Source organism: Verrucomicrobium sp. BvORR034, from assembly GCF_000739635.1.
GTDB lineage: Bacteria > Verrucomicrobiota > Verrucomicrobiia > Verrucomicrobiales > Verrucomicrobiaceae > Verrucomicrobium.
Genome location: NZ_BATQ01000056.1, coordinates 71,380 through 91,175, shown reverse-complemented (window position 1 = coordinate 91,175; position 19,796 = coordinate 71,380). Strand labels below are relative to the sequence as shown.

Below are 19,796 nucleotides of genomic sequence, written 5' to 3'. Positions count from 1 at the left end.
AGGCACACTGATAGAGCAGCTACCCTCAAGAGAGCGATTTCAGATCTACTTGGGAAGCACAAAATGGTCGTCTCGCGCGGTGAGATTCCTCCGCTTCAGCCAGCCGTGCCCCCAGTCTCTCAGAGCCATCAAGATGGGTTCCAAGGTGCGACCTTCCTCAGTGATTGAGTAGTCAACCCGGGGCGGCACGACCGCATAGACGGTGCGACTGACCAGTCCGTCTTCCTCAAGCTCGCGGAGCTGTTTGATGAGCAGACGCTGGGAGCAGTTCTCCAGTTTGCGGTTCAGCGCGTTAAACCGCAGCGTGCCGCTCTGGAGCAGATAGTAGAGGATCACCCCCTTCCATTTGCCGCTGATGAGATTGAGGGCCGCGTACATCGTGCAGCCCGGCACCTTGTCGTAGTTGTCGAGTTTCATGGCTCCTCGGGGGTAGTATACTTTTGTTCAGTATGTGCCAAAGATGGTGTATTGCGCGTTTGGGAAGCATCGGCGATGACTTTGCCCATGTCACGCAAAGTCCTATTCCACGAAACTGGCGGCCCCGAAGTCCTCAAAATCGAAGACGTCGCGGTCCCTGAACCGAAAGCCGGTGAAGTCCGCATCCAGGTCAAGGCCATCGGCTTGAACCGGGCGGAGAGCATGTATCGCTCCGGCGCTTACCTCATCGAACCCAAGTTCCCCGCCCAGCTCGGCTACGAGGCTGCGGGCATCGTGGAGTCCGTGGGCCCGGATGTGACAGACTTCGCCCCTGGCGATGCCGTCAGTGTCATCCCCGCCTTCAACCTGCACGACTATGGCCTCTACGGTGAACTCGTGTTGGCCCCCACCCGGGCCGTCGTCAAACACCCTGCAAGCCTGAGCTGGAATGAGGCGGCGGCAGTGTGGATGGCCTACGTCACCGTCTGGGGTGCGCTCATCGACATCGCACAGCTCGGCAAAGGGGATGTCGTCCTGGTGCCCGCCGCGTCCAGCAGCGTCGGCCTGGCCGCCATCCAGGTGGCGCTGAGCGTGGGAGCCGTGCCCGTGGCCCTCACTCGCACCTCGGCAAAGGCTGAGGAATTGAAGAAAGCTGGCGCGGCTCACGTGATTGCCACCGAAGAACAGGACTTGGTCGCCGAAGTCCAGCGCATCACGGATGGAAAAGGAGCTCGCGTCGTCTTCGACCCCGTAGGAGGTCAAACTTTCACGAAGTTGGCGCAAGCCACGGCCGAACGCGGCATCATCTTCATCTATGGAGCGCTCAGCCCGGATCCAACGCCGCTGCCGCTGATCGAGGTGCTCGGCAAAAGCCTGACCATTCGCGGATACGTCCTGTTTGAGATCGCACCGGATGACGCGAAGCTTGCCAAGGCCAAAGAGTTCGTCCTGGACGGCCTAACCTCGGGAGCTCTCCGCCCCCAGATTGCGAAGCTCTTCCCGTTTGATCAGATCGTGGAAGCCCACCGCTATCTGGAGAGCAACGTGCAGATCGGCAAGGTCGTGGTCACCGTCTGACCGTAGAGGCACCCTGATCAACGCAGACGGATGACAGCTTGATCAACCCGCTGATGGGACCAGGGCGATCCGTCACCCTTGGTCTCATTCAGCGGGAGCGCTCCATCGAGTGGGCCTCCGAGGTGGGTCTGGAGACCAGGCCCACCCACCAACGATGGGACAGGCCATGGCATTTGCGGGCAAGCAGACCATTCCATCTTGCGCTAAGCGAGAACGGTTCAACCACCTCTGTCCGCTTATCATGTCTGAACGTATCCTCATCCTCTACGGCACCGTCACTGGGAACTCTGAATACTGCGCTGAGAAGGCCGCCAAACAGGCCCGGGCACTGGGTTTCGATGTGAGGCTGGAGAGCATGCTGGATGCGCACCCGGAAGTGCTCACTGAGCACAAGACCGCCCTCCTGGTGGTGAGCACCTACGGTGATGGCGAGCCGCCAGATGGCACCGAAGACTTCTTTGAGGCGGTGGTGACCAAGCAGCGCCTGTCCCTGCCAGAACTTCGTTTCTCCGTTCTCGCACTTGGCGATACGTCCTACGACCAGTTCTGCAAGTGCGGCAAAGACTACGATGCCGCCCTGGAAGCCGTTGGCGGCACCCGGTTCCATCCGCTGGTCGAGTGTGACACCGACTACGACGATCCCTGCGACAGCTGGATCGCCGGTGTTTTCAAAGCTCTCGCTGAGCCCCAACAGGCACTCGCCGCCTAGGCGCGAGGAACCCCGGACGAAACAAGCCCGCATGCCTGGACAGGCACTCCGTCTGTTCTGGTATGCCTTCCTATTTCCTTCCAACCGGACTTCCGACCATGGATTCTGAGGCTGAGCGCAGCGGCCGTGTGGCCTACAGCTTTCCCGCTGGCACCTTCGACCTGCAACATACCCAGGGCAACTTGTGCCTGGCCAGCGAAGACGGCAGCACCACTTACGTGGGCCTGCGCCTCCAGTGGGTGCGGTTGTTCGAGATGGTGCGGCATCTGCACGTCGTGCTGGGAGCCGCCGCCTCTGGCCCGATCAGCCTGGCAGATACCTGGGAGCGCCCGGATTTCACTTTATTTCCCGGAACCGGATGTCTCTACGATCTGGAGTCGGCCGCAGAGATCAAGTGGCACCACCTCGCCTCCGCCATCGCCGTGGTGGATGATCACGGTCACCAGCAAACCGCCAGCATCCAGTTCTTTGATCGCCAGGGCCGGGGCTGCCTCAAGCTCATGCTCACGAACTTCTCTGATCTGGACGCGTTCGACCGGCTCATAAAGAAGCATGCCGTGCCTTTTGATTCCGGCGTGGAACCGGAAGAGCCCCTCTGCTCAGGCTGCAAGCCGGCTGCAAAGGCGGCAGATGCCGAGCTCGTACGCCGCCTCTGGCGCGACGCCGCCCGCTCCCGACCAGACGACCATCTTCCCGGGTTGTCCCGCTTCAAGCGCCGGGAAGCCCTCCCCCTCGTGGGTGCCGATCTGGCCTGGGACTGCCAGGGCATGGTCGTCATGCGCGCCCTGGAGATTGCCACCGCCCAGAGCATCCCCTTGCGCTGCGCCGTGAACAATCAGGGCGTCTTTCTGCCCGCCCCCTTCACTCCCACGCACTGGCATCCCTGCGAAGCCGGGCAGACGTTCTTCAGCCCCTTTTCCCAGCTCACGCTGCGGCACAACCGCGAACCCTGGGAGGCCTGGGCCACCCGTCATAGCTCCTGGCCCATTCAATCCCGGCTGACGCTCGAGATCTACGATGACGATGGCCTGCTCTGCAGCACGCTCACGCCGGCGCAAGAGGCCAGCGACATCCAGGTGCACGCCTGGAACTCTGTGTTGAAGAGTCATCGCCAAATGTAGGCGCGGTGGAGAGGAATCGTCCGCGAGTTCGAGGAATGTAGGATTCTCACACGAAGGCACAAAGGCACGAAGGTGTAAGGATCCTGAAGAGGCGGGCTTTGCCGAGGCGCGAGCTTGTGCACGCACACCACATGGCCGCTTGGGCCCTCCGCATTGTCACCAATGCAGCCACGACTGATCTGCGGCGCAGCGGTATTTGTAGCTGCGTTTGTGAAAACGCGGTCAGGAGCGGGTGGCTTGGACGAATCGTGACCTTCTGCACGCCACACGGCCACTTGGACCACCCGCATTGTCACCAATGCAGCCACGACTGATCTGCGGCGCAACGGTATTTGTAGCTGCGTTTGTGAAAACGCGGTCAGGAGTGGGTGGCTTGGACGAATCGAGATCTGCTGCACACCACACGGCCACTTGGACCACCCGCATTGTTACCCATGCAGCTACGACTGTTCTGCGGCACAGCGGTATTTGTAGCTGCGTTTGTAAAAACGCGGTCAGGAGCGGGTGGCTTGGACGAATTGTGACCTTCTGCACACCACATGGCCGCTTGGGCCCTCCGCATTGTCACCAATGCAGCCACGATTGATCTGCGGCGCAGCAGTATTCGTAGCTGCGTTTGTGAAAACGCGGTCAGGAGGAACGCCCCCCCCACAAAACAAAAAAGCACGGCGGTGAGGCCGTGCTTCTTTGAAAGGGAGGAAGTGAGTTCTCTCGAACTCAAATCGACTAGCGGGAGTAGAGTTCCACCACCAGCTGCTCGTTGACGAACACGTCGATTTCTTCACGCTCGGGGGAGCGGTTGACGGTGCCCGTGAGCTTGTCGCGATCCACGGTCATCCAGTCCGGGGAATTCACGCCCTGGGTGAGATCGAGGAAACGGTTGGCCAGCTGCTGGGAGCGAGCGGTGCTCTTCACGGCGACGACATCGCCAGCCTTGATCTGCGCGCTTGCGATGTTGCAGCGCTTGCCATTCACGGTCACGTGACCATGACCCACCATCTGACGGGCGGCGAAGCGGCTGTTGGCGAAGCCCATGCGGTACACCACGTTGTCCAGACGCTGCTCGAGCATCTGAAGAAGGATGGTACCGGTCACGCCTTTACGGCGGGAGGCTTCGGCGAAGAAGCGGCGGAACTGCTTCTCAAGAACGCCGTAGGTGTGGCGAAGCTTCTGCTTCTCAGCAAGAGCGATGCCGTAGTCGGAGAGCTTGCGGCGGGTGTTGCGCGCGCCGTGCTGACCAGGCGGGAAGTTGCGCAACTCAAGGGCCTTGGAAGGGCCGAAGAGGGCCACGCCAAAACGGCGGGCGATTTTTTCTTTGGGACCAGTGTAACGAGCCATGACGGATAAAGTGGGTGCAGCAACGGGCTGAGTTTAGACGCGGCGCGCCTTGGGAGGACGGCAACCGTTGTGCGGCACCGGGGTCACGTCTTTGATGACGGTGATTTCAATGTTCAGAGCCTGGACGGCACGCACAGCGGACTCACGGCCGGAGCCAGGTCCCTTGAGGCGCACTTCCACTTCACGAAGACCGTGACCCATGGCCTGACGGCAGGCGTCTTGGGAAACCACCTGGCCGGCGTAAGCCGTGCCTTTGCGGGAACCTTTGAAGCCCATCTTGCCGGAGCTGGACCAACCAATAAGGTTGCCATTGCGGTCGGTGACGGACACCTGCGTGTTGTTGAACGTCGCGGTGACGTGAACAATGCCGCTGGAGACGTTCTTGCTGCCCTTGGCCTTGATGATCTTGGGCGCTTCAGGAGCACCGCCTTCGAGGCTCAGGAAGACATCATTGATGGTCTTCGGCTTTTCCTTCTCCTTCTCAGCAGGAGCGGCGGCTGCAGTCGGTGCTGCGGCTGCTGTCGCTGCAACGGGAGCCGCAGCTTCAGGAGCGGCGGGTGCGGGGGTCACAGGCTCAACAGCGGGCTCTGCGGGTGTCACATTTTCTTCGGACATGGTATGCAATGAAATTTGAGATCAGCCCGAGGGTTACACCTTGCCGGACTTGGCATTCGGGTTACGCTGGATGCCCACGGTCTTGCGCTTGCCCTTACGGGTGCGGGAGTTGGTCTTGGTGCGCTGACCACGAACCGGAAGCCCACGACGGTGGCGGGTGGCGCGGTAGCAGTTGATGCTCGTCAGGCGCTTCATGTGCGCACCCAACTCACGACGAAGGTCGCCTTCCACCACAATGCCCTTAGCGGCAACGATGCGGCTGATCTCAGCAAGCTGTTCGTCAGAAAGTTCGCCCGCACGGATGTTCGGGTCGATACCAGTTTCAGCAAGGATCTTCCTCGTCAGAGAGGGACCAATGCCATAAATGTAAGGAAGCGATGCTTCGATGCGCTTCTCGTTAGGGATTTCTACTCCAAGCAAACGTGCCATATTCGTACGTGTTGTGTCAGTGAATGAAATTAACCTTGCCGCTGCTTGTGCCGCGGGTTCTTGCAGACAACGCGCACGGTGCCCTTGCGCCGAATGACACGGCAAGACTCACAAAGGCGTTTGACGGAGGGACGGACTCGCATGTTGAGGGGTGGTGAAAACAGTCCCGCACCAAGTGTTAGCGGGGCGGGGAGTCGGCATGTCTAGCATGAGAATCAACGCGTGCAAGCAGGATTTTGCTTTTATTGACCGATTTCGCCGTGTAAATGCGATGGTTAACGTGCGTTAAATACCTCAAATTCACAGCAGGTGAGGGCCCGCATTTTAGCCGAATTTAGAACAAGTTACAGCGGATCTGGATCTTTGTTTTGCCCCGGCACCCGCACCTAAATGCAGTTCACGCACCTCTTTCCAGTTGGCGACGGGACAGTCAGAATTTCGACCTCAGTCCGGTCGCCCGGGCCCCTCAGTCCGCCAGTCACGTAGGGCTGCTGGGGGAGTGCAAAAGGGCCTTCTGCCTTCCATCTCTGCACTATCTCTACGCGCCCCGCGCTCCCTCCCCCTCTGGCCCCTCCGGCACAAAAAATCCCGTCTCCCAGATGGGAGACGGGATCCAACAAAAGACCCAAATTTTGTGGCGACTCAATCGCCGACCTACTTGCTCACCGATCCGGCTGCGGCGGCCTTGCCGGAGCCCTCAGGGGCTTTCTCCAGCTCAGGCAGCAATCCGATGGTGATGCTCTTGGCACCTCCGAGGTAAGTCTTGGCCAGCTCATTGAGCTCCTCCTTCTTGATGCCTGTGAAGTCGTCCACGAGGGAGCGGCACCATTCCAGACGGTAGGGTTGTGACTGGCAATTGGGCAGTACCCGGGTAAGCCAGTAGCGATTGTCCCGACGCATCTGCACCAACTGCTGGAGTTGAGGCTCACGCGCACGCTGGAACTCGTCATCAGAGATCCCCTCCTTGATGATGCCTTCGGCAATCTCCAGGAACATGGGCTTCACCTGCTCCACCTGTTCCGGCTTCAGGGTGGCCATGGCGGTCATGTACCCGTATCCTGGGAACGTGTCGCTGGCCACATGGTAGCTGGTCGGGCTGTAGGTTTCCCCCAGTTCTTCACGGATCTTGAGACGCAGGCGGTCATCCAGGATCTGCCCCAGCAGGATCAGACGGCGGGTGCGCTTGACATCCAGCATGTCATCCGTAGGCCAGTAGGCCAGCGCGTAGGCGCGTGGGATCTCTGTGGTGAACTTGATGTCCTTCGTGCGGGGATCCGCCGGGAAGGTCATCTTGCGGGCCTCATCATAGTTGGGGCGCTTGTCGGCACGCTTGGGCAGAGTGCCGAATGTGGCCGCCACCAGTTCGATGGTCTTCTCGACATCAATGTCACCCAGTACGGTGATCTCCATGTACGAGTCCTTAAGCGTCGGCGTGAGCCATGCCTTGAGCTCCGTCAGGCTCCGACGTCCCATTTCCTCCCGGGGCGGGAAGACAAACCGGAAGTCATCGCTGTGGATGAAGCCCACCACTTTGTCCTGCATCACCCCTTCGGCGGTGTGCTGCAGTTCCTGATAGACGGCCTCGAGGTTCATCTTGAACTGGCGATCTGCCTCTTCGCGGTACCCCGGAGCGGAGAGGGTCGCACACAGCAGTTGCAGCTGGGCGTCCAGATCCTGGGGATTGGTCTTGCCCGCAAGGGTGAAGGTGTCATCCCCGATGGCGAACTCCGTGGAAACCGTCTTGCTGGCGAAGATGCGCCGCAGGTCGTCCATGCTGTGCTTTTCCAGCCCCCCCTGACGGAAGACACTCTGCGCATAGGGCACGAGGCCGGGCTTGTCAGCCGGTGCATCGAGCTTGCCGCCACCGAAGTTCACCGCCACCCGGATGCTGTTCTTCTCAAAGTCGGTCTTCTTCAGGTTCAACCGCACCTGGTTGGCAAAGACCACCTGGGTGATTTCCAAGTCCTTCACCTCATTGCGGGTCACCACTTTCCCTGCTTCACCAAAGTTTGAGTACGCAAAGACCGCCTCTGCCCCCTGAGCTGGTGCCGTTACGGGCTTCGCTGCGCTCGCCTTGTAGGCCGCCAAGATGGTCTCCGCAGCGTTGTCGAGGTTCAGATTCCCACCGATAAAGATCTGGATGTCATTCCCCTTCCAAGCATCGCGGAGGGAGGTCAGGCAGTCCTCCGCCGTGACGGTCGCCAGTTCCTTCTCAACGCGCTTCAGGTCATCTTCCGGGTCGGTGAAGACCAGTTCCGATCCGAGGGCACGAACGAAGCCATCGGCCAGCTCGGCGTTTTTGCGAGTGTCCTTGCCCTCAGCACGCAGACGGATGCCCTTCAGATACGTGGCCTTGGCCTCGGCAAACTCCGCGGTGGCGAAGCCATGCTGCAAGGCGCGGCGAAGCTCCTGCTCGGCGAGGTTCAGCGCTGGCTGCCAGTTCTCCGGCTTGCACTTGGCGTACACGCCGCTGTTGGCGACAAACTTGAACATGTCGAAGTTGTAGGCCTCGGCTTCGATCACCGGGGAGTTCTCCTTCTTTGCCAGTTCAGACAAGCGCTGGTTGACCATACCATCCGCCAGATTGCGGATCATCTTCTCGCGACGACGGCTGACGGAGTCGCCCTCTTTGTCAGCGGGCTTCACCACCTCAATGCTGATCTCTGTGGCAGGGGCCTCAAGCTCCGTGTGGAGCTTGGCGACCAGGCCGCGACCCTCCGTGATTTTGCCGAGGCTCTGATCGGGCGAGTCTCCCAGCTGGGCCTTGGCATCCGAGAAGTTCTCTTTGATCAGCTTTTCCACGAGCGGGATGTCCACGTCGCCGGCGACGATCACGACCGCGCGCTTGGGCGTGTACCACTTCTGGTAGAAGTCCACAAAACGCTGCCGCTTCATGCCCTTGATGGTGTCTTCCTTGCCAATCGGGAATCGCTTGGGAAGGAGGGAGTCCGGCATGGCAAACTCATAGCCTGCCTCCATCACCCGGGTTTCCACGGAGTCCCGCGCCAGCTTCTCGCTCAGGATGACGCCACGTTCCTTGTCGATTTCACCCTCACCCAGCAGCATGCCGTCGAGGTCATCGCGGAAAAGGTGCAGGCCCTCCGTGAGCATCTTTTCATCCACCTTGGGCAGCTCCAGCTTGTACACCGTCTCCCGGAAGGACGTGTGGGCATTGGTGTCGGCACCAAAGCCCATCCCGAGACGCTGGAAGCGCTCCACCATGGTGCCAGCCGCGAAGTTTTTGGACCCGTTGAAGGCCATGTGCTCCAGGAAGTGGGCCATCCCCTGCTGGTCATCCTCCTCCATCAGGGATCCGGCATCCACAAAGAGGCGGATGCTCGCACGCCCCTCCACCGGGAACTTGTTGGGATAGATGACATAACGCAGCCCGTTCTCCAGCCGGCCAAAGACCGCCTTGCCATCAGGTTTGAGGTCGCTTTCCTCGTGCGTCCAGGGTTCCGCAGACAGGCGGGGGGGTGAAAACGGCACTGCACCAAGGAGCAGCGCCACGAGACTCAGAGAGAGTTTGCGTGTCGTCATGATGATTCGGGAAATACAGACCAGCCTGAACCGGCAGGTCCATGAAATGGCTGCGGGAACGTAATCGTCAGACAAGGCTGACGCTCAAGTGTTAGCCACGAGAACGTTCCAAAAGCACAAACATGAGCAGGGAAAGCACGATTCCCAGCTCGTCCTGAGGCGCGACCGGCTCCACTTGTTCAACGTCAAAGCGCCCCTCAAAGAAGGCGCGCCGCTTGGTCATGCGCAACAACGTCCGCCCTTCCTGACGAACCGCATAGCGGGGATGGGCAAAAAATCCCGTCAGCAGCCCCACCACCGGGATCTCACCCAGTACGGAATCCAGCACCTTGGCGAAAGGATTCTCCTCGTGGATCTCAAAGGTCGGCTGCCCCTTGGCATCCAGAATTTCGTAGGACGCCCGCCACAGAGACTTCAGCCCCCGACGGCGCACCGCGCCCATCACCTGGCCATCCGGCGTCCGGAAGGTGTAGGAAGCGCTGAAATCAATCATCCGGTCCGCAGAAATAGTGCAGAGCAGTTCACGACGAGAGGAGTCGGTGAAGACCTCCACCTTCTCCTTCAGACGCAGGAGCTTCTGCTTCACATAGCAGACCTCCGCGCCCGAGGCGTCTTCTACAAAGCACTGCGGCGCGAGCGCCAGGATCTTGAAACGGAGCCTTAGAGGGTATTGCATGGCAGGGGTGTCAGAAAACGATGACGGAGCGGAGTTTTATACGCCTGGCACTGTCGGACCGGTTTGCCTCACACCTGCCAGGTCACATCAGATCCACCTGCATGTCGGGATCGTGCTCAATGAACCCCTGGGTGACCAGGAAGTCGTCCAGCGCATTCAGCGTCCCTTGATAGAGGTCAAAGGAAACATTGAAATTGAAGAAGCCATGCCCCTGCCCCTCATAGACCATGAGTTCGCAGACATTCTTCTTCTTCTTCATTTTGCGGACGAACTCCTCTGATATCTCAAAGGGCACTACGCGGTCGTGCGTGCCGTGGAAAATCAGGGTCGGCGGAAGGTTGGGCGCAATGGCCGCCATCAGGTTGGCCTTCTTGGCGTCGTCCGGATGAAGGAACCGGTCATGACCAAAGCCCTTCTTGGACGTGTCCAGCACAGGGTTGAAGAGCGCCAGGGCATTGGGTGCACAGGAGATGCTCTCGTCCTCGCCGGGTTCGTCAAAACCCTGCACCATGGCCGCAGCAGCGATCATGTGGGCACCACCGCTTCCGCCTGCCCCGACAATTTTGCCGGGATTGATGCCCAGCTCCACGGCATTCAGCCGTAGCCAGCGCATCGCAGAGCGCACATCCGCCATCGAATCCACCGGAGTGGATCCATGTTTGGCCGAAACGCGGTAGTCAAAAGCCATTGCCGTCATGCCACGGGAGGCGAAGTACAAACAGTGCGGGGCAAACTGGCTCACCTGACCATTGTCCCAGCCACTGCTGAAGAAGAACGCGATCACACTCTTTGGGTACGGAGGAGCCTTCTCGGCCGTCGGTTCCCAAAAGTAAACAGGCAGATCGTGCCCCCCCACCGTCTTGTAAACTTCTTCCCGGGCAGTCTTCAAAAGCTCGCGATTGCGATCAATCGGAGGGAGTTTGGTGAGACTGTCTTCGTGAGGCAGCATAAAAAGCAGGCGGCGATCTTCCAGAGAATATCAGGCTCGGCAAATACTTTTACGAATCCGACACAAACCCGAGACGAGAAGGTGGATAAACAGCATTTGGCCTGCCAGATTTCCGAAGAAACCTTCTCTCCATAAAGGATGCTTTCCCGCTGTCCAGAAGATCCTTGGTTTTGCGTTAGTCAGCCAATGTTGCTAGTCTTCCAGAAAATGACCCGATTTGTGCCAGCCCCCCTCTTCGTTGCTGTTGTGCTCCTCTGCACTCTCCTCCCCCAAGCCCAGGGGCAGGACGCTGCTGCCCGCCGGCAGATGGAGCAGTCCTACTCCCGCTGGCGGGAGGCCATGGTCACCCGCAGTCTCGCCTCCTGGCAGCAGGCCACCGCGACCTCACGGCAGTTGATGACGCGCAATCTCATCGTCAGCCAGAAGCAGGCCTTTCCCGCCGCCCTCTTCGACCTGCCCGTCCGCCCACCAGAAACCGCCACCTTGCGCTTTCTCAAAATGGACATCAACGGCGTCACCGGGCAACTCGCCTACTTTGGCAAGGTCGATATCGGCCTGTTGGACTCCTCTGAAGTGCCGGAGAATCTCCTCATCCTGAAATTCATCCTGGAAAGCACCGGGTGGAAATTCGACACCACCCGTCTGGTCAATCTTGCCAGCGCGCCCGATGTCCGGGCCACGCTCAAGAACGGCGGCAGCTCAGCCTTTCTCAACGAGCCTGAGTTTGCCCCCACCGGCGTCGTGCCCCCCATCCCCAAAGCCTGCCCGGTGCCAGACCGCATCGGTGTGCTTCAGATCGCCTCCTTCGGCTACCAGACCACGGCGGTGGTCAATGGCTTCGATGCCGCCACGGTGGAAAACAATGCGGAGGAGCACATCATCATCGGTGGTCTTCGCGACGGTGAAAACCCTCTGCAGCTGTCTGTGAAGCAGCTCCCCATCCCGGAGGGAGAAAAGCGCGTGCTGCAGATCAATGCCCTGGTCCTGACCGGAAATGAAACGCGCCCGACCATCAAGGTGTACAGCTGGAAACCGGAGACCCACCCGGTACCGGAAGCTGTGAACCAGATCATTCACGTCAATCGCCTCACGTTGCGCCCTTGATCGATGCTCCAGGACGACTTGGAGCATTCGGCGTAACCAGACAGAACCCAGGGGCGTCTTCGCAGGGGTAACCGATGAAGCCCCTCCCCTCTTCCGCCTATCTCACGACGGTCTCGCTGCGATTCCTGCACCGGGCCCTGCTTCCTGCGCTGCTTATCCCTGGTAGTCTTTGCCTGCTTCAACCTTCCAAGGTGCTGGCGGATCCCCGGCCACGCCCCGCCACAGCACCCGCAGCACCGACAGCATCCCCAGCCGTCCCTGCCAGCGCGCCTCTAAAGCTGGACTGGGTGGACGCCTCCCGGCAGCGATCCGTACCGGTCTTGATCTACCTTCCGCCGGCCAGCCCAGCTATCAAGGCAGAACCCGTCCCGGTGATCATCTTCTCCCATGGCCTGGGCGGCTCCCGCGAAGGCTACTCCTACCTGGGGCAGCACTGGTCTCAGGCTGGCTATGCCAGCGTGCATGTCCAGCATCTGGGCAGTGACGATGCCGTCTGGAGGGAGGCCCGCCCTGCGGAGCGCATGCAGGCAGTAAGGAAAGCAGCTGCCACACCCGCCAATGCCCTGGCACGCCCTGCCGACGTGACTTTCGTGATCGATGAACTGACCCGGCAGAACCAGGATCCCAAGTCTCCTCTCTACGGCCGACTCGATCTGAGCCGCATTGGGGCGGCTGGCCACTCCTTTGGTGGCTTCACCGTCATGGCCATCGCTGGCCAGTCATTTCGTGGCGGCGTCTCGGCCCTGGCGGATGCCCGGGTGAAGGCGGTGATCCAGATGAGCGCTCCAGTCATCGGCGGACAGAGAGTCGCGCAGGAGGCCTTCGACAACATCCGCATCCCCGTCTTCCACATGACCGGGACCCTCGACGACAGCCCGGTGGGCGAGACCATGGCCGCGGACCGGCGCATTCCCTATGATCGCATGCAACACGCCTCCACCTGCCTGGTGATCTTCAAGGACGGCGATCACATGATCTTCTCAGGCCGCATGCAGCGGGATCCCGAGCGGGAGGCGGCCGACGAAGCTTTTCAAAAACTCATCACGAAAAGCACCACCGCCTTTTGGGATGCTCATTTGAAGAACAAGGCGGAGTCTAGGAAATGGCTCTACGAAGGCGGCTTCACCTCTGTGCTGGGCAGCTCCGGCACCTTTGAACACAAGGCGCCGGCCGAATAGAACGTCGGACCAGTGCCTTGGGAATCGGCATGGGTTACTTCTCGAGCAATCCCTTCAGGAACCCGGCCGCCGAGTCCTTCACCATGTCCTTCAGGTCGCCAAAAATGTTGTCAAAACCGAAGTCAGGTTTTGCCAGGCTCCCTTTGGACTTGAAGGGCAAGGAGAGGCGGTTCTGAGAGTCGATCAACGTTCCCACGGCCAGGGGGAACAGCGCCTCGGTGATGTCCTTGCCGAATCTCTCTGACAGGGTCTTCTTCACCTCCTCCAGTTTTTTGGCGGTGAGATCTGCATTGAGCACCAGCCGGGCCTTCACGTTGTGAAGGTCCTGCGAGGCATTCACCCAACTGCCATCATTGAGGATGATCTCATACTGGGGAAACACGAGGCGGGTCTCCCCCTTCATGATCACCTTGCCCCGCACCTGGTGGACCTTGACGAAGGCGTCTTCCAGGAGTGCGCCGCCCAGCAGCACGCCCTCCAGATTGAGCCCGTACTCAGCGACCTTCTCGCGATCCTTCTTCTTCAACTGGTCGCCCAGATCCATGCCGCCGAGAAGACTTCCCTTGGCCAGTGTCACCTCCAGATTCAGGTCCGGCATCCATTCCCCGGTACTCACATCAAAGGGCTCCATCGTGCCCTTGGAGTTCACCTTGATATCGGCCACCTGCTGTTTCTTCTCCAGGTTCTCGACGCGGATTCCTCCGGCAAGCTCAAAGCCGCAGTGATTGTGCGCGGCCAGATCTGCCGCATTCACATCGATCTCCTTGAGCTTCAGGTTCACGTCGCTGAGCTGGATCTTCGAGGCATTCTTCTGATTGGTGATTTCCACGCTCCCCCGTTCCAGGCTGGCCTCGTCCACTCGCACCGCCACCTTCATGTCACTGGCCCGGAAGACGCTCTTGGGTTTCGCTTCCTTGGTGGTCGCCTCTGGCTTGGTGGCGGGTTCGGTTTTCAATTCCGTGACCTGCACGCCCTTGGCCGTCGTTGTTCCTGCATCGCCCGTAACGGCTTGCTCTGTCGGCGTGGCAGGGGCCTTGGGAGCATCCACCGCTCCCGGCGACTTGAAGAGAGCCTGCAGGCTGCTTCTTCCGTCCTCGTCCACCTCAGTCTTCACAGACACTCCACCGATGTGGAGTTCTTTGACATTGATCTTGCCATCCACCAGGTCTTTGAGCTCCACCTCCAGCACCGCGAGCTCCGTGGAAAGGAGGACTTTTTCAGGGGAGAGCGCCTGCCGTTGCGAGGCGGGCAGGGCCGACTGATCGTCCTTGGGGGCCAGCTTCAGACCGTGCAATTCCAGTCTCGCAGGTGAGGAGAGGATCTTCACCTGGGTGGAATCGAGCTGGGCACGACAGCTCCAGGAGGCCTCCATCTGGGCAATGACCGCGTCCTTGTCGAACCGCCCCAACAACCACTGGTACCCTCCCACGCCGAGTCCGGCGAGGAGGACGACGAAAGCCGATCCCGCGATGAGCACCTTCTTCTTCATGGCGGAGACCATACGGTGGGATACAAGCCCCTCAAGCGACAAACCTCGTTGAGCCCACGGGGATTGACGCTTGAGAAGCCCGTCAATCCCCTCTACATCGTTGGATGTCCATTCGCGTTCGCTTCGCCCCCTCACCCACTGGCTACCTCCACGTTGGAGGCGCCCGCACGGCCTTGTTCAACTGGTTGCTCGCCCGGAAAAGCGGCGGCACCTTCATTCTGCGCATTGAAGACACAGACGAGGCGCGGAACACCGAGGCGGCCATGAACGCCATTTTCGAAGGGCTGAGCTGGCTGGGCATCGACTGGGATGAAGGCCCTCAGAAAGGTGGGGACTACGGCCCGTACTTCCAGAGCCAGCGCCAGGGAATTTACGACGCCTACTTCAAGAAACTGGAAGAAGCCGGTCGCGTGTACTTTGAAGAGAACGGAGCCGCCCGCTTCAAATTCAGCCGTGAGGCCATCACCATCCCGGACATGGTTTGCGGAGACATTCGCTTCGCCCCCACGGAAGAACCCGACATGACCGTGCGCCGCCCGGACGGCAGTTACATCTTCCACTTCTGCAATGTGGTGGACGACATCGAAATGGGCATGACCCATGTCATCCGCGGGGAAGACCACATCTCCAACACTTGGAAACACATCGACCTCTTCAACGCCTTTGGCGCGAAGGCTCCGGTCTATGGCCATATTCCTCTCCTGCTCAACCCGAGCGGTTCGAAGATGAGCAAGCGGGACGAAGGGGCCAGCATCGACAGCTATCTGCAGGCCGGTTTCCTTCCCCAGGCAGTGTTCAACTACCTGTGCCTGCTGGGCTGGACCCCCAAGCTTGAAGGTGAAACCTTCTCCTCGCAGCAAGCCGTCGAACTTTTCGACATCAGCGACGTGCATCACAGCAATGCCCGGTTTGACATGACCAAGTGCACCTGGGTAAACCAGCAGCATCTGCGCCTGCTGGACGATGCCGCCCTCGTGGCTTATGCCCGCCCCTGGCTGGAAAAAGCCGGTATCAATCCAGGCAACGACGAGGCTTACATCGCCCGCACCTTGAACAGCGTGAAGGAAAAGGTGAGTCTGGCCTCCGAGTTCCCCTCCTGGGTCCACTTCTTCTTTACCGAAGACTTCGCGTTCGAAGACGAAGTGATGACCAAGCTGAAGGCCAATGCCCAAGCCCCCAAACTGTTGGCCGCCCTTCAGACCGGACTCCAAGCCACCAGCGAATGGACTGAAGCCAGTCTCGGGGAGGCCGTGACCAAAGTCGCCACCACGGAAGGCGTCAAAGCCGGGGCTCTCATGCCGCTGCTGCGCTTCTCCCTGAGTGGTCAAACCCGGGGTCCGGATGTGAAGGTGATGATGGTCGTGCTCGGCCAGGAGCGGGCTCTCGCCCGACTCGGCCGCGCGGCCGCCCTTCTCGCTTGATCCCTCAAGGAGCCCTATGCTGTTCCGCCACACCATCCTGCCCCATCGTCGGGTGATCCCCACCTTGGCGCTGGGGATGGGGCTGGCCATGAACCTGATCATCAGCCCGCATGGACACGCTGCGGAAGAAGCTCCCCGGCTCATTCCCCTCAACGGACCCGCTGGGCCTTACTCGTTGGGCCAGTGGAAAAAGGACTGGCCCGGTTGCGCCTTTGAAGGCGGCATCCGCGATGGCAGAGTTGCCCTGACGGAGGCCGACCACCAGCGCTGGTTGCGTGTTTCCTATGCCCCGGGCCAGATCGGCCCGGAGAAAGGCGGCGCAGGCTGGAGATTCCCCTTTGGCGCAAGCGAGTTCGCGGAGCTCACCTACATGTTGCGCTTCAGCCCGGATTTTGACTGGGTGAAGGGCGGCAAGCTGCCCGGCTTGTGTGGAGGGCCAGACAACGTGAGCGGAGGTCGCCCGGCCAATGGCAAAAACGGCTTCTCCGCCCGGCTCATGTGGCGGAAGGATGGCCGGGGACAGGCTTACGTGTACCACAAGCACCAGCCGACGAACTATGGAGACCAGTTCAACTTCCCCGACGACTTCCGTTTTCCCACCGACTCGCCCGTCCAGGTGAGAATTCAGGTGGGTATGAACACAGCGGGCCAACGCAACGGCACCCTGCGCGTCTGGATCACCACGGCATCCACCCCATCCCGCCTCATGGTGGATCAGTCGGATCTGCAATGGCGGGACGACGCCAGTTTCGGCGTGGACTCCCTCTATTTTGAAACCTTTCACGGCGGCAGCGATGAAACCTGGGCCCCCACCCGGCCCTGTTGGGCGGAGTTTGGCGGATTCAAACTTGGCCTCAGCCCTGCCACTTCAGATTCCAAGAAATAACCCGATACATGTCCAAGGCCTGCTACACCCTGGAGGACCTTCGAAACTGGACCTCCGTTTCTGCTGAGATCGACCCGCCTGCCCGGCTCGCTGTCATTGGCGATCCCATCGCGCACTCCCGCTCTCCGCAGATGCACAATCCCGCCCTCAAGGCCCGGGGTATTGATGCGCAATACATACGTGTGCATGTTCCTCCTGGATCGGTGGCGGAGGCGCTCGACCTGTTCGCTCTGCACGGCTTCGTGGGAGTGAACTGCACGATCCCCCACAAGTTCGAGGCACTGGAGGCCATGGATGAACTCAACGGTCTGGCAGTCGCGTTGGGGGCGGTGAACACCGTCCATCTCCATGACGGTCAGAAGATCGGCTACAACAGCGACGGGCCAGGCTTTCTCCGGTCCGTCGAGGAGGCCTTCGGTGCAGCGGTGAAGGATCTCCGGGTGCTCATCATTGGAGCAGGTGGTGGCGCTGGCCAGGCCGTGGCCATTCAAAGTGCGCTGGAGGGCTGCCCCAGCCTGCGCCTCGCCAATCGCACCGTGGCCAAGCTCGCACCTCTCGTGAAAAACTGCCAGCAACTCTCGGCCACCACCCAGGTGACCGCGCTCACCTGGTCCGATGAGGAAATTTCCTCGATTCTTGATGACGTGGATCTCATCGTCAACGCCACCCCAGTGGGCATGAAGGACGGCGACGGGCCGCTCTTCGACTACCAGCGCATTCAACCTTCGCACCTGGCGTACGACATGGTCTATCGTGCTGCGTCCCCCACCCCGTTCATCAGCGCCGCCAAAGCAAGCGGTGCCCGTACCTGCGACGGACTCCGGCTTCTGCTTCACCAGGGAGCCATCTCGTTTGGGCATTGGTTTGGAGAACCCGTCCCGCTTGAGGCCATGCGCTCCGGGTTGACGCAAAGCTAGCCCCGGCGCGTTCTGCTAACGCCATGAATTCCAGGCTTTTAATCAATCGTGAAGATTGATTGAGCCCTCCTCATCTCTTTTGCACTCGCTGAGGGGGGCGAATCCGTTTTGGTGGCATGGGGACTCCCAATGACAAAGGTTCCGGCGCTGAAGAAAATTCCCAGACCAAGCCCCCGCTGGGAAGGACGCTCCGGCAGTTCTGGATCATCACCAAGGCATTCTTCGGGTCCAAAAGCCGGCGCAAAGCCAGGGGTTTCCTGGCCGTCCTACTCACTCTCTCGCTGGCCGTTGGCGGCGTCCAGGTGCTGATGAGCTATGCCGGCAGGGACTTCATGAACGACATCGCCCGCAAGGATGGCGTAGCTTACTGGCGCAGTCTCGGGTGGTATCTTGCCACCTTTGCCCTCGCGGTGCCGATAGGCACCTACTACCGATGGACCGAGGAGCGGCTCGCCCTGCTCTGGCGGGAGTGGCTCACCCAGCACCTGATCAAACGCTACTTCAACAATCGGGCGTACTACCGTCTCCGGAGTTCCCCCAACGTGGACAACCCGGACCAACGTATCAGTGAAGACGTGCGCAACTTCACGGTCAGCACGCTGAGCTTTCTGCTCATTCTGCTGAATTCGTTGGTCACGCTGATCGCCTTCACCGGGGTGTTGTGGACGATCTCAGGCACCCTGGTCACCATCCTCTTCGCCTACGCAGCCGTGGGCACTTTGGCCAGCATCCTCATCGGTCGGCCCCTGGTCAGGCTGAGCTTCATGCAATATCAGAAGGAAGCCGACCTGCGCTATGGCCTGGTACGGGTGAGAGACAATGCCGAATCCATCGCCTTTTATCGCGGGGAAAAACGGGAGCATCTGGACCTGATCGAACGACTTGCACGGGTCGTCGTCAACACCCGGAACACCATCTTCTGGAATCGCAATCTGGGGTTCTTCACCAACACCTTCAACTACGCATCCCTTGTTCTGCCGTTGGTCATTGTGGCCCCTATGTACATTCGCGGGCAGGTCGAGTTTGGCGTCATCACCCAGGCATCTGGAGCCTTTGCCCAGGTGCTGGCAGCAGTCACGTTGATTGTCACCCAGTTCGGAGTTCTGAGCGCCTATCTGGCCGGCGTGCAACGTCTTGCCGGTCTCTGGGAAAACCTTGATGAACACGATGCGGAGGAAGAACGCATCGAGAAGGAGGCACAACTGGAAGTGGAAGACGACAGCCGCCTGGTGAAGCTGGAAGACGTCACCGTGCGGACCCCCAATGGCGACAGGGATCTGGTGACGGATCTTTCCTTTGTGCTCAAGCGAAAACAGAGTCTCCTCATCATGGGTGACAGCGGCACAGGAAAGAGCTCGGTGCTGCGAACCATCGCGGGTCTTTGGTCCAGTGGATCCGGCTCGCTGGAACGCCCCGCCCTGAATGATCTCATGTTCTTGCCGCAGAGGCCGTACATGATTCAAGGCACCTTGCGTGATCAACTGCTCTACCCCTATCCGCAATTGGGCCTGAGTGATGAGGAAATCAGCGCGGTGATGGAGAAGGTCAATCTCTCGGACATCTTCGCCCGCGTGGACAACGACCTGAACCGGATAGTGGACTGGACGAATGTGCTCTCCATCGGCGAGCAGCAGCGCGTGGCATTTGCCCGCCTTTTCCTGCGCCGCCCGAAGTTTGCCTTCCTGGATGAAGCCACGAGCGCTCTAGACGAGGACAACCAGGAGCACCTCTACGAACTGCTGCGCAAATCCGGCATCGCGTACATCAGCGTGGGCCATCGCAACACCCTCATCCGACACCACGACCACATGTTGCATCTCGATCCGTCGGGCAGGTGGGAAATCAAGAGTGCAGCTGAACTCGCCAAGAAACCGGCCGAGAAATAGGTAGGCCGACTTCCCGCACTGCCTCCCACAAAAAAAGGGCTTCA

18 protein-coding genes are annotated in these 19,796 nt (G+C 60.1%); 9 read left to right on the top strand and 9 right to left on the bottom strand.

Translation table 11 applies throughout. The features are described 5' to 3' along the window. Nucleotides 1-45 precede the first annotated feature (45 nt). Nucleotides 46-417 carry a helix-turn-helix domain-containing protein gene (locus BV034_RS10395; protein WP_081887714.1) on the bottom strand — a complete coding sequence of 124 codons (372 nt, stop codon included), beginning with the start codon at nucleotides 415-417 and terminating at the stop codon, nucleotides 46-48. An 87-nt stretch (nucleotides 418-504) separates the two neighbouring features. On the opposite strand from BV034_RS10395, the gene BV034_RS10390 reads away from it, so the two are divergent. From BV034_RS10390 to BV034_RS10380, 3 genes are all read left to right on the top strand, one after another. Next, nucleotides 505-1,494, top strand: a complete 990-nt coding sequence (locus BV034_RS10390) for a zinc-dependent alcohol dehydrogenase family protein (protein ID WP_050026724.1) — start codon at nucleotides 505-507, stop codon at nucleotides 1,492-1,494. Nucleotides 1,495-1,735: 241 nt separating this feature from the next. After that, nucleotides 1,736-2,203, top strand: coding sequence for a flavodoxin domain-containing protein (locus BV034_RS10385; protein ID WP_050026723.1), 468 nt, complete (start codon nucleotides 1,736-1,738; stop codon nucleotides 2,201-2,203). Nucleotides 2,204-2,301: 98 nt separating this feature from the next. Further along, a complete protein-coding gene (locus BV034_RS10380) occupies nucleotides 2,302-3,324 on the top strand; it encodes a hypothetical protein (RefSeq protein ID WP_050026717.1) in 1,023 nt (340 codons plus the stop codon). Between the two features lie 726 nt (nucleotides 3,325-4,050). Here the strand turns inward: BV034_RS10380 and rpsD are convergent. From rpsD to BV034_RS10350, 7 genes are all read right to left on the bottom strand, one after another. Then, nucleotides 4,051-4,662, bottom strand: a complete 612-nt coding sequence (gene rpsD, locus BV034_RS10375) for a 30S ribosomal protein S4 (RefSeq protein ID WP_009963698.1) — start codon at nucleotides 4,660-4,662, stop codon at nucleotides 4,051-4,053. A gap of 33 nt (nucleotides 4,663-4,695) precedes the next feature. Beyond that, complete coding sequence (gene rpsK / locus BV034_RS35925; protein ID WP_050026716.1) at nucleotides 4,696-5,277, bottom strand: 30S ribosomal protein S11; 582 nt, start codon at nucleotides 5,275-5,277, stop codon at nucleotides 4,696-4,698. A gap of 33 nt (nucleotides 5,278-5,310) precedes the next feature. Then, nucleotides 5,311-5,706 (bottom strand): 30S ribosomal protein S13, encoded by a 396-nt coding sequence (rpsM, locus tag BV034_RS10365; RefSeq protein ID WP_009963700.1) that lies wholly within the window; start codon nucleotides 5,704-5,706, stop codon nucleotides 5,311-5,313. Nucleotides 5,707-5,735: 29 nt separating this feature from the next. Next, entirely contained in the window at nucleotides 5,736-5,849 is a 114-nt protein-coding gene (rpmJ, locus tag BV034_RS34665; RefSeq protein WP_009963702.1) for a 50S ribosomal protein L36, read from the bottom strand. 511 nt (nucleotides 5,850-6,360) lie between these two features. After that, a complete protein-coding gene (locus BV034_RS10360) occupies nucleotides 6,361-9,246 on the bottom strand; it encodes an insulinase family protein (RefSeq protein WP_050026714.1) in 2,886 nt (961 codons plus the stop codon). A 91-nt stretch (nucleotides 9,247-9,337) separates the two neighbouring features. Next, nucleotides 9,338-9,922 (bottom strand): hypothetical protein, encoded by a 585-nt coding sequence (locus BV034_RS10355; RefSeq protein ID WP_050026712.1) that lies wholly within the window; start codon nucleotides 9,920-9,922, stop codon nucleotides 9,338-9,340. Between the two features lie 82 nt (nucleotides 9,923-10,004). Continuing rightward, entirely contained in the window at nucleotides 10,005-10,871 is an 867-nt protein-coding gene (locus BV034_RS10350) for an alpha/beta hydrolase (RefSeq protein WP_050026710.1), read from the bottom strand. A 207-nt stretch (nucleotides 10,872-11,078) separates the two neighbouring features. Between BV034_RS10350 and BV034_RS10345 the strand changes: the two genes are divergently transcribed. Together BV034_RS10345 and BV034_RS10340 are read left to right on the top strand one after the other, a co-directional pair. Continuing rightward, nucleotides 11,079-11,975 (top strand): hypothetical protein, encoded by an 897-nt coding sequence (locus tag BV034_RS10345; protein ID WP_050026708.1) that lies wholly within the window; start codon nucleotides 11,079-11,081, stop codon nucleotides 11,973-11,975. A 74-nt stretch (nucleotides 11,976-12,049) separates the two neighbouring features. Beyond that, on the top strand, nucleotides 12,050-13,153 hold the full coding sequence (locus BV034_RS10340) for a hypothetical protein (RefSeq protein ID WP_050026706.1): 1,104 nt from the start codon (nucleotides 12,050-12,052) through the stop codon (nucleotides 13,151-13,153). Between the two features lie 34 nt (nucleotides 13,154-13,187). On the opposite strand, the gene BV034_RS10335 is transcribed toward BV034_RS10340, so the two are convergent. Beyond that, complete coding sequence (locus tag BV034_RS10335) at nucleotides 13,188-14,654, bottom strand: hypothetical protein (protein WP_050026704.1); 1,467 nt, start codon at nucleotides 14,652-14,654, stop codon at nucleotides 13,188-13,190. Between the two features lie 92 nt (nucleotides 14,655-14,746). On the opposite strand from BV034_RS10335, the gene BV034_RS10330 reads away from it, so the two are divergent. From BV034_RS10330 to BV034_RS10315, 4 genes are all read left to right on the top strand, one after another. After that, nucleotides 14,747-16,063 (top strand): glutamate--tRNA ligase family protein, encoded by a 1,317-nt coding sequence (locus BV034_RS10330; protein ID WP_050026702.1) that lies wholly within the window; start codon nucleotides 14,747-14,749, stop codon nucleotides 16,061-16,063. 16 nt (nucleotides 16,064-16,079) lie between these two features. Beyond that, the gene (locus BV034_RS10325) at nucleotides 16,080-16,949 is read left to right on the top strand and encodes a polysaccharide lyase (RefSeq protein ID WP_050026701.1); all 870 of its coding nucleotides are present in this window, start codon (nucleotides 16,080-16,082) and stop codon (nucleotides 16,947-16,949) included. An 8-nt stretch (nucleotides 16,950-16,957) separates the two neighbouring features. Continuing rightward, nucleotides 16,958-17,866: a shikimate dehydrogenase gene (gene aroE / locus BV034_RS10320; protein ID WP_050026700.1), complete on the top strand. Its 909-nt coding sequence runs from the start codon at nucleotides 16,958-16,960 to the stop codon at nucleotides 17,864-17,866. 116 nt (nucleotides 17,867-17,982) lie between these two features. Next, nucleotides 17,983-19,752 (top strand): ABC transporter ATP-binding protein/permease, encoded by a 1,770-nt coding sequence (locus tag BV034_RS10315; protein WP_081887711.1) that lies wholly within the window; start codon nucleotides 17,983-17,985, stop codon nucleotides 19,750-19,752. Nucleotides 19,753-19,796: the final 44 nt, after the last annotated feature.

What these genes read in the sequence shown, in the direction of transcription:
- BV034_RS10340 (WP_050026706.1), top strand. Translation starts at nt 12,050, where the DNA reads ATGAAGCCCCTCCCCTCTTCCGCCTATCTCACGACGGTCTCGCTGCGA.
- BV034_RS10315 (WP_081887711.1), top strand. Translation starts at nt 17,983, where the DNA reads ATGGGGACTCCCAATGACAAAGGTTCCGGCGCTGAAGAAAATTCCCAG.
- rpsM (WP_009963700.1), bottom strand. Translation starts at nt 5,706, where the DNA reads ATGGCACGTTTGCTTGGAGTAGAAATCCCTAACGAGAAGCGCATCGAA.
- aroE (WP_050026700.1), top strand. Translation starts at nt 16,958, where the DNA reads ATGTCCAAGGCCTGCTACACCCTGGAGGACCTTCGAAACTGGACCTCC.
- rpsD (WP_009963698.1), bottom strand. Translation starts at nt 4,662, where the DNA reads ATGGCTCGTTACACTGGTCCCAAAGAAAAAATCGCCCGCCGTTTTGGC.
- BV034_RS10350 (WP_050026710.1), bottom strand. Translation starts at nt 10,871, where the DNA reads ATGCTGCCTCACGAAGACAGTCTCACCAAACTCCCTCCGATTGATCGC.
- BV034_RS10380 (WP_050026717.1), top strand. Translation starts at nt 2,302, where the DNA reads ATGGATTCTGAGGCTGAGCGCAGCGGCCGTGTGGCCTACAGCTTTCCC.
- BV034_RS10360 (WP_050026714.1), bottom strand. Translation starts at nt 9,246, where the DNA reads ATGACGACACGCAAACTCTCTCTGAGTCTCGTGGCGCTGCTCCTTGGT.
- BV034_RS10355 (WP_050026712.1), bottom strand. Translation starts at nt 9,922, where the DNA reads ATGCAATACCCTCTAAGGCTCCGTTTCAAGATCCTGGCGCTCGCGCCG.
- BV034_RS10335 (WP_050026704.1), bottom strand. Translation starts at nt 14,654, where the DNA reads ATGGTCTCCGCCATGAAGAAGAAGGTGCTCATCGCGGGATCGGCTTTC.
- BV034_RS10345 (WP_050026708.1), top strand. Translation starts at nt 11,079, where the DNA reads ATGACCCGATTTGTGCCAGCCCCCCTCTTCGTTGCTGTTGTGCTCCTC.
- BV034_RS10325 (WP_050026701.1), top strand. Translation starts at nt 16,080, where the DNA reads ATGCTGTTCCGCCACACCATCCTGCCCCATCGTCGGGTGATCCCCACC.
- rpmJ (WP_009963702.1), bottom strand. Translation starts at nt 5,849, where the DNA reads ATGCGAGTCCGTCCCTCCGTCAAACGCCTTTGTGAGTCTTGCCGTGTC.
- BV034_RS10385 (WP_050026723.1), top strand. Translation starts at nt 1,736, where the DNA reads ATGTCTGAACGTATCCTCATCCTCTACGGCACCGTCACTGGGAACTCT.
- BV034_RS10330 (WP_050026702.1), top strand. Translation starts at nt 14,747, where the DNA reads ATGTCCATTCGCGTTCGCTTCGCCCCCTCACCCACTGGCTACCTCCAC.
- rpsK (WP_050026716.1), bottom strand. Translation starts at nt 5,277, where the DNA reads ATGTCCGAAGAAAATGTGACACCCGCAGAGCCCGCTGTTGAGCCTGTG.
- BV034_RS10395 (WP_081887714.1), bottom strand. Translation starts at nt 417, where the DNA reads ATGAAACTCGACAACTACGACAAGGTGCCGGGCTGCACGATGTACGCG.
- BV034_RS10390 (WP_050026724.1), top strand. Translation starts at nt 505, where the DNA reads ATGTCACGCAAAGTCCTATTCCACGAAACTGGCGGCCCCGAAGTCCTC.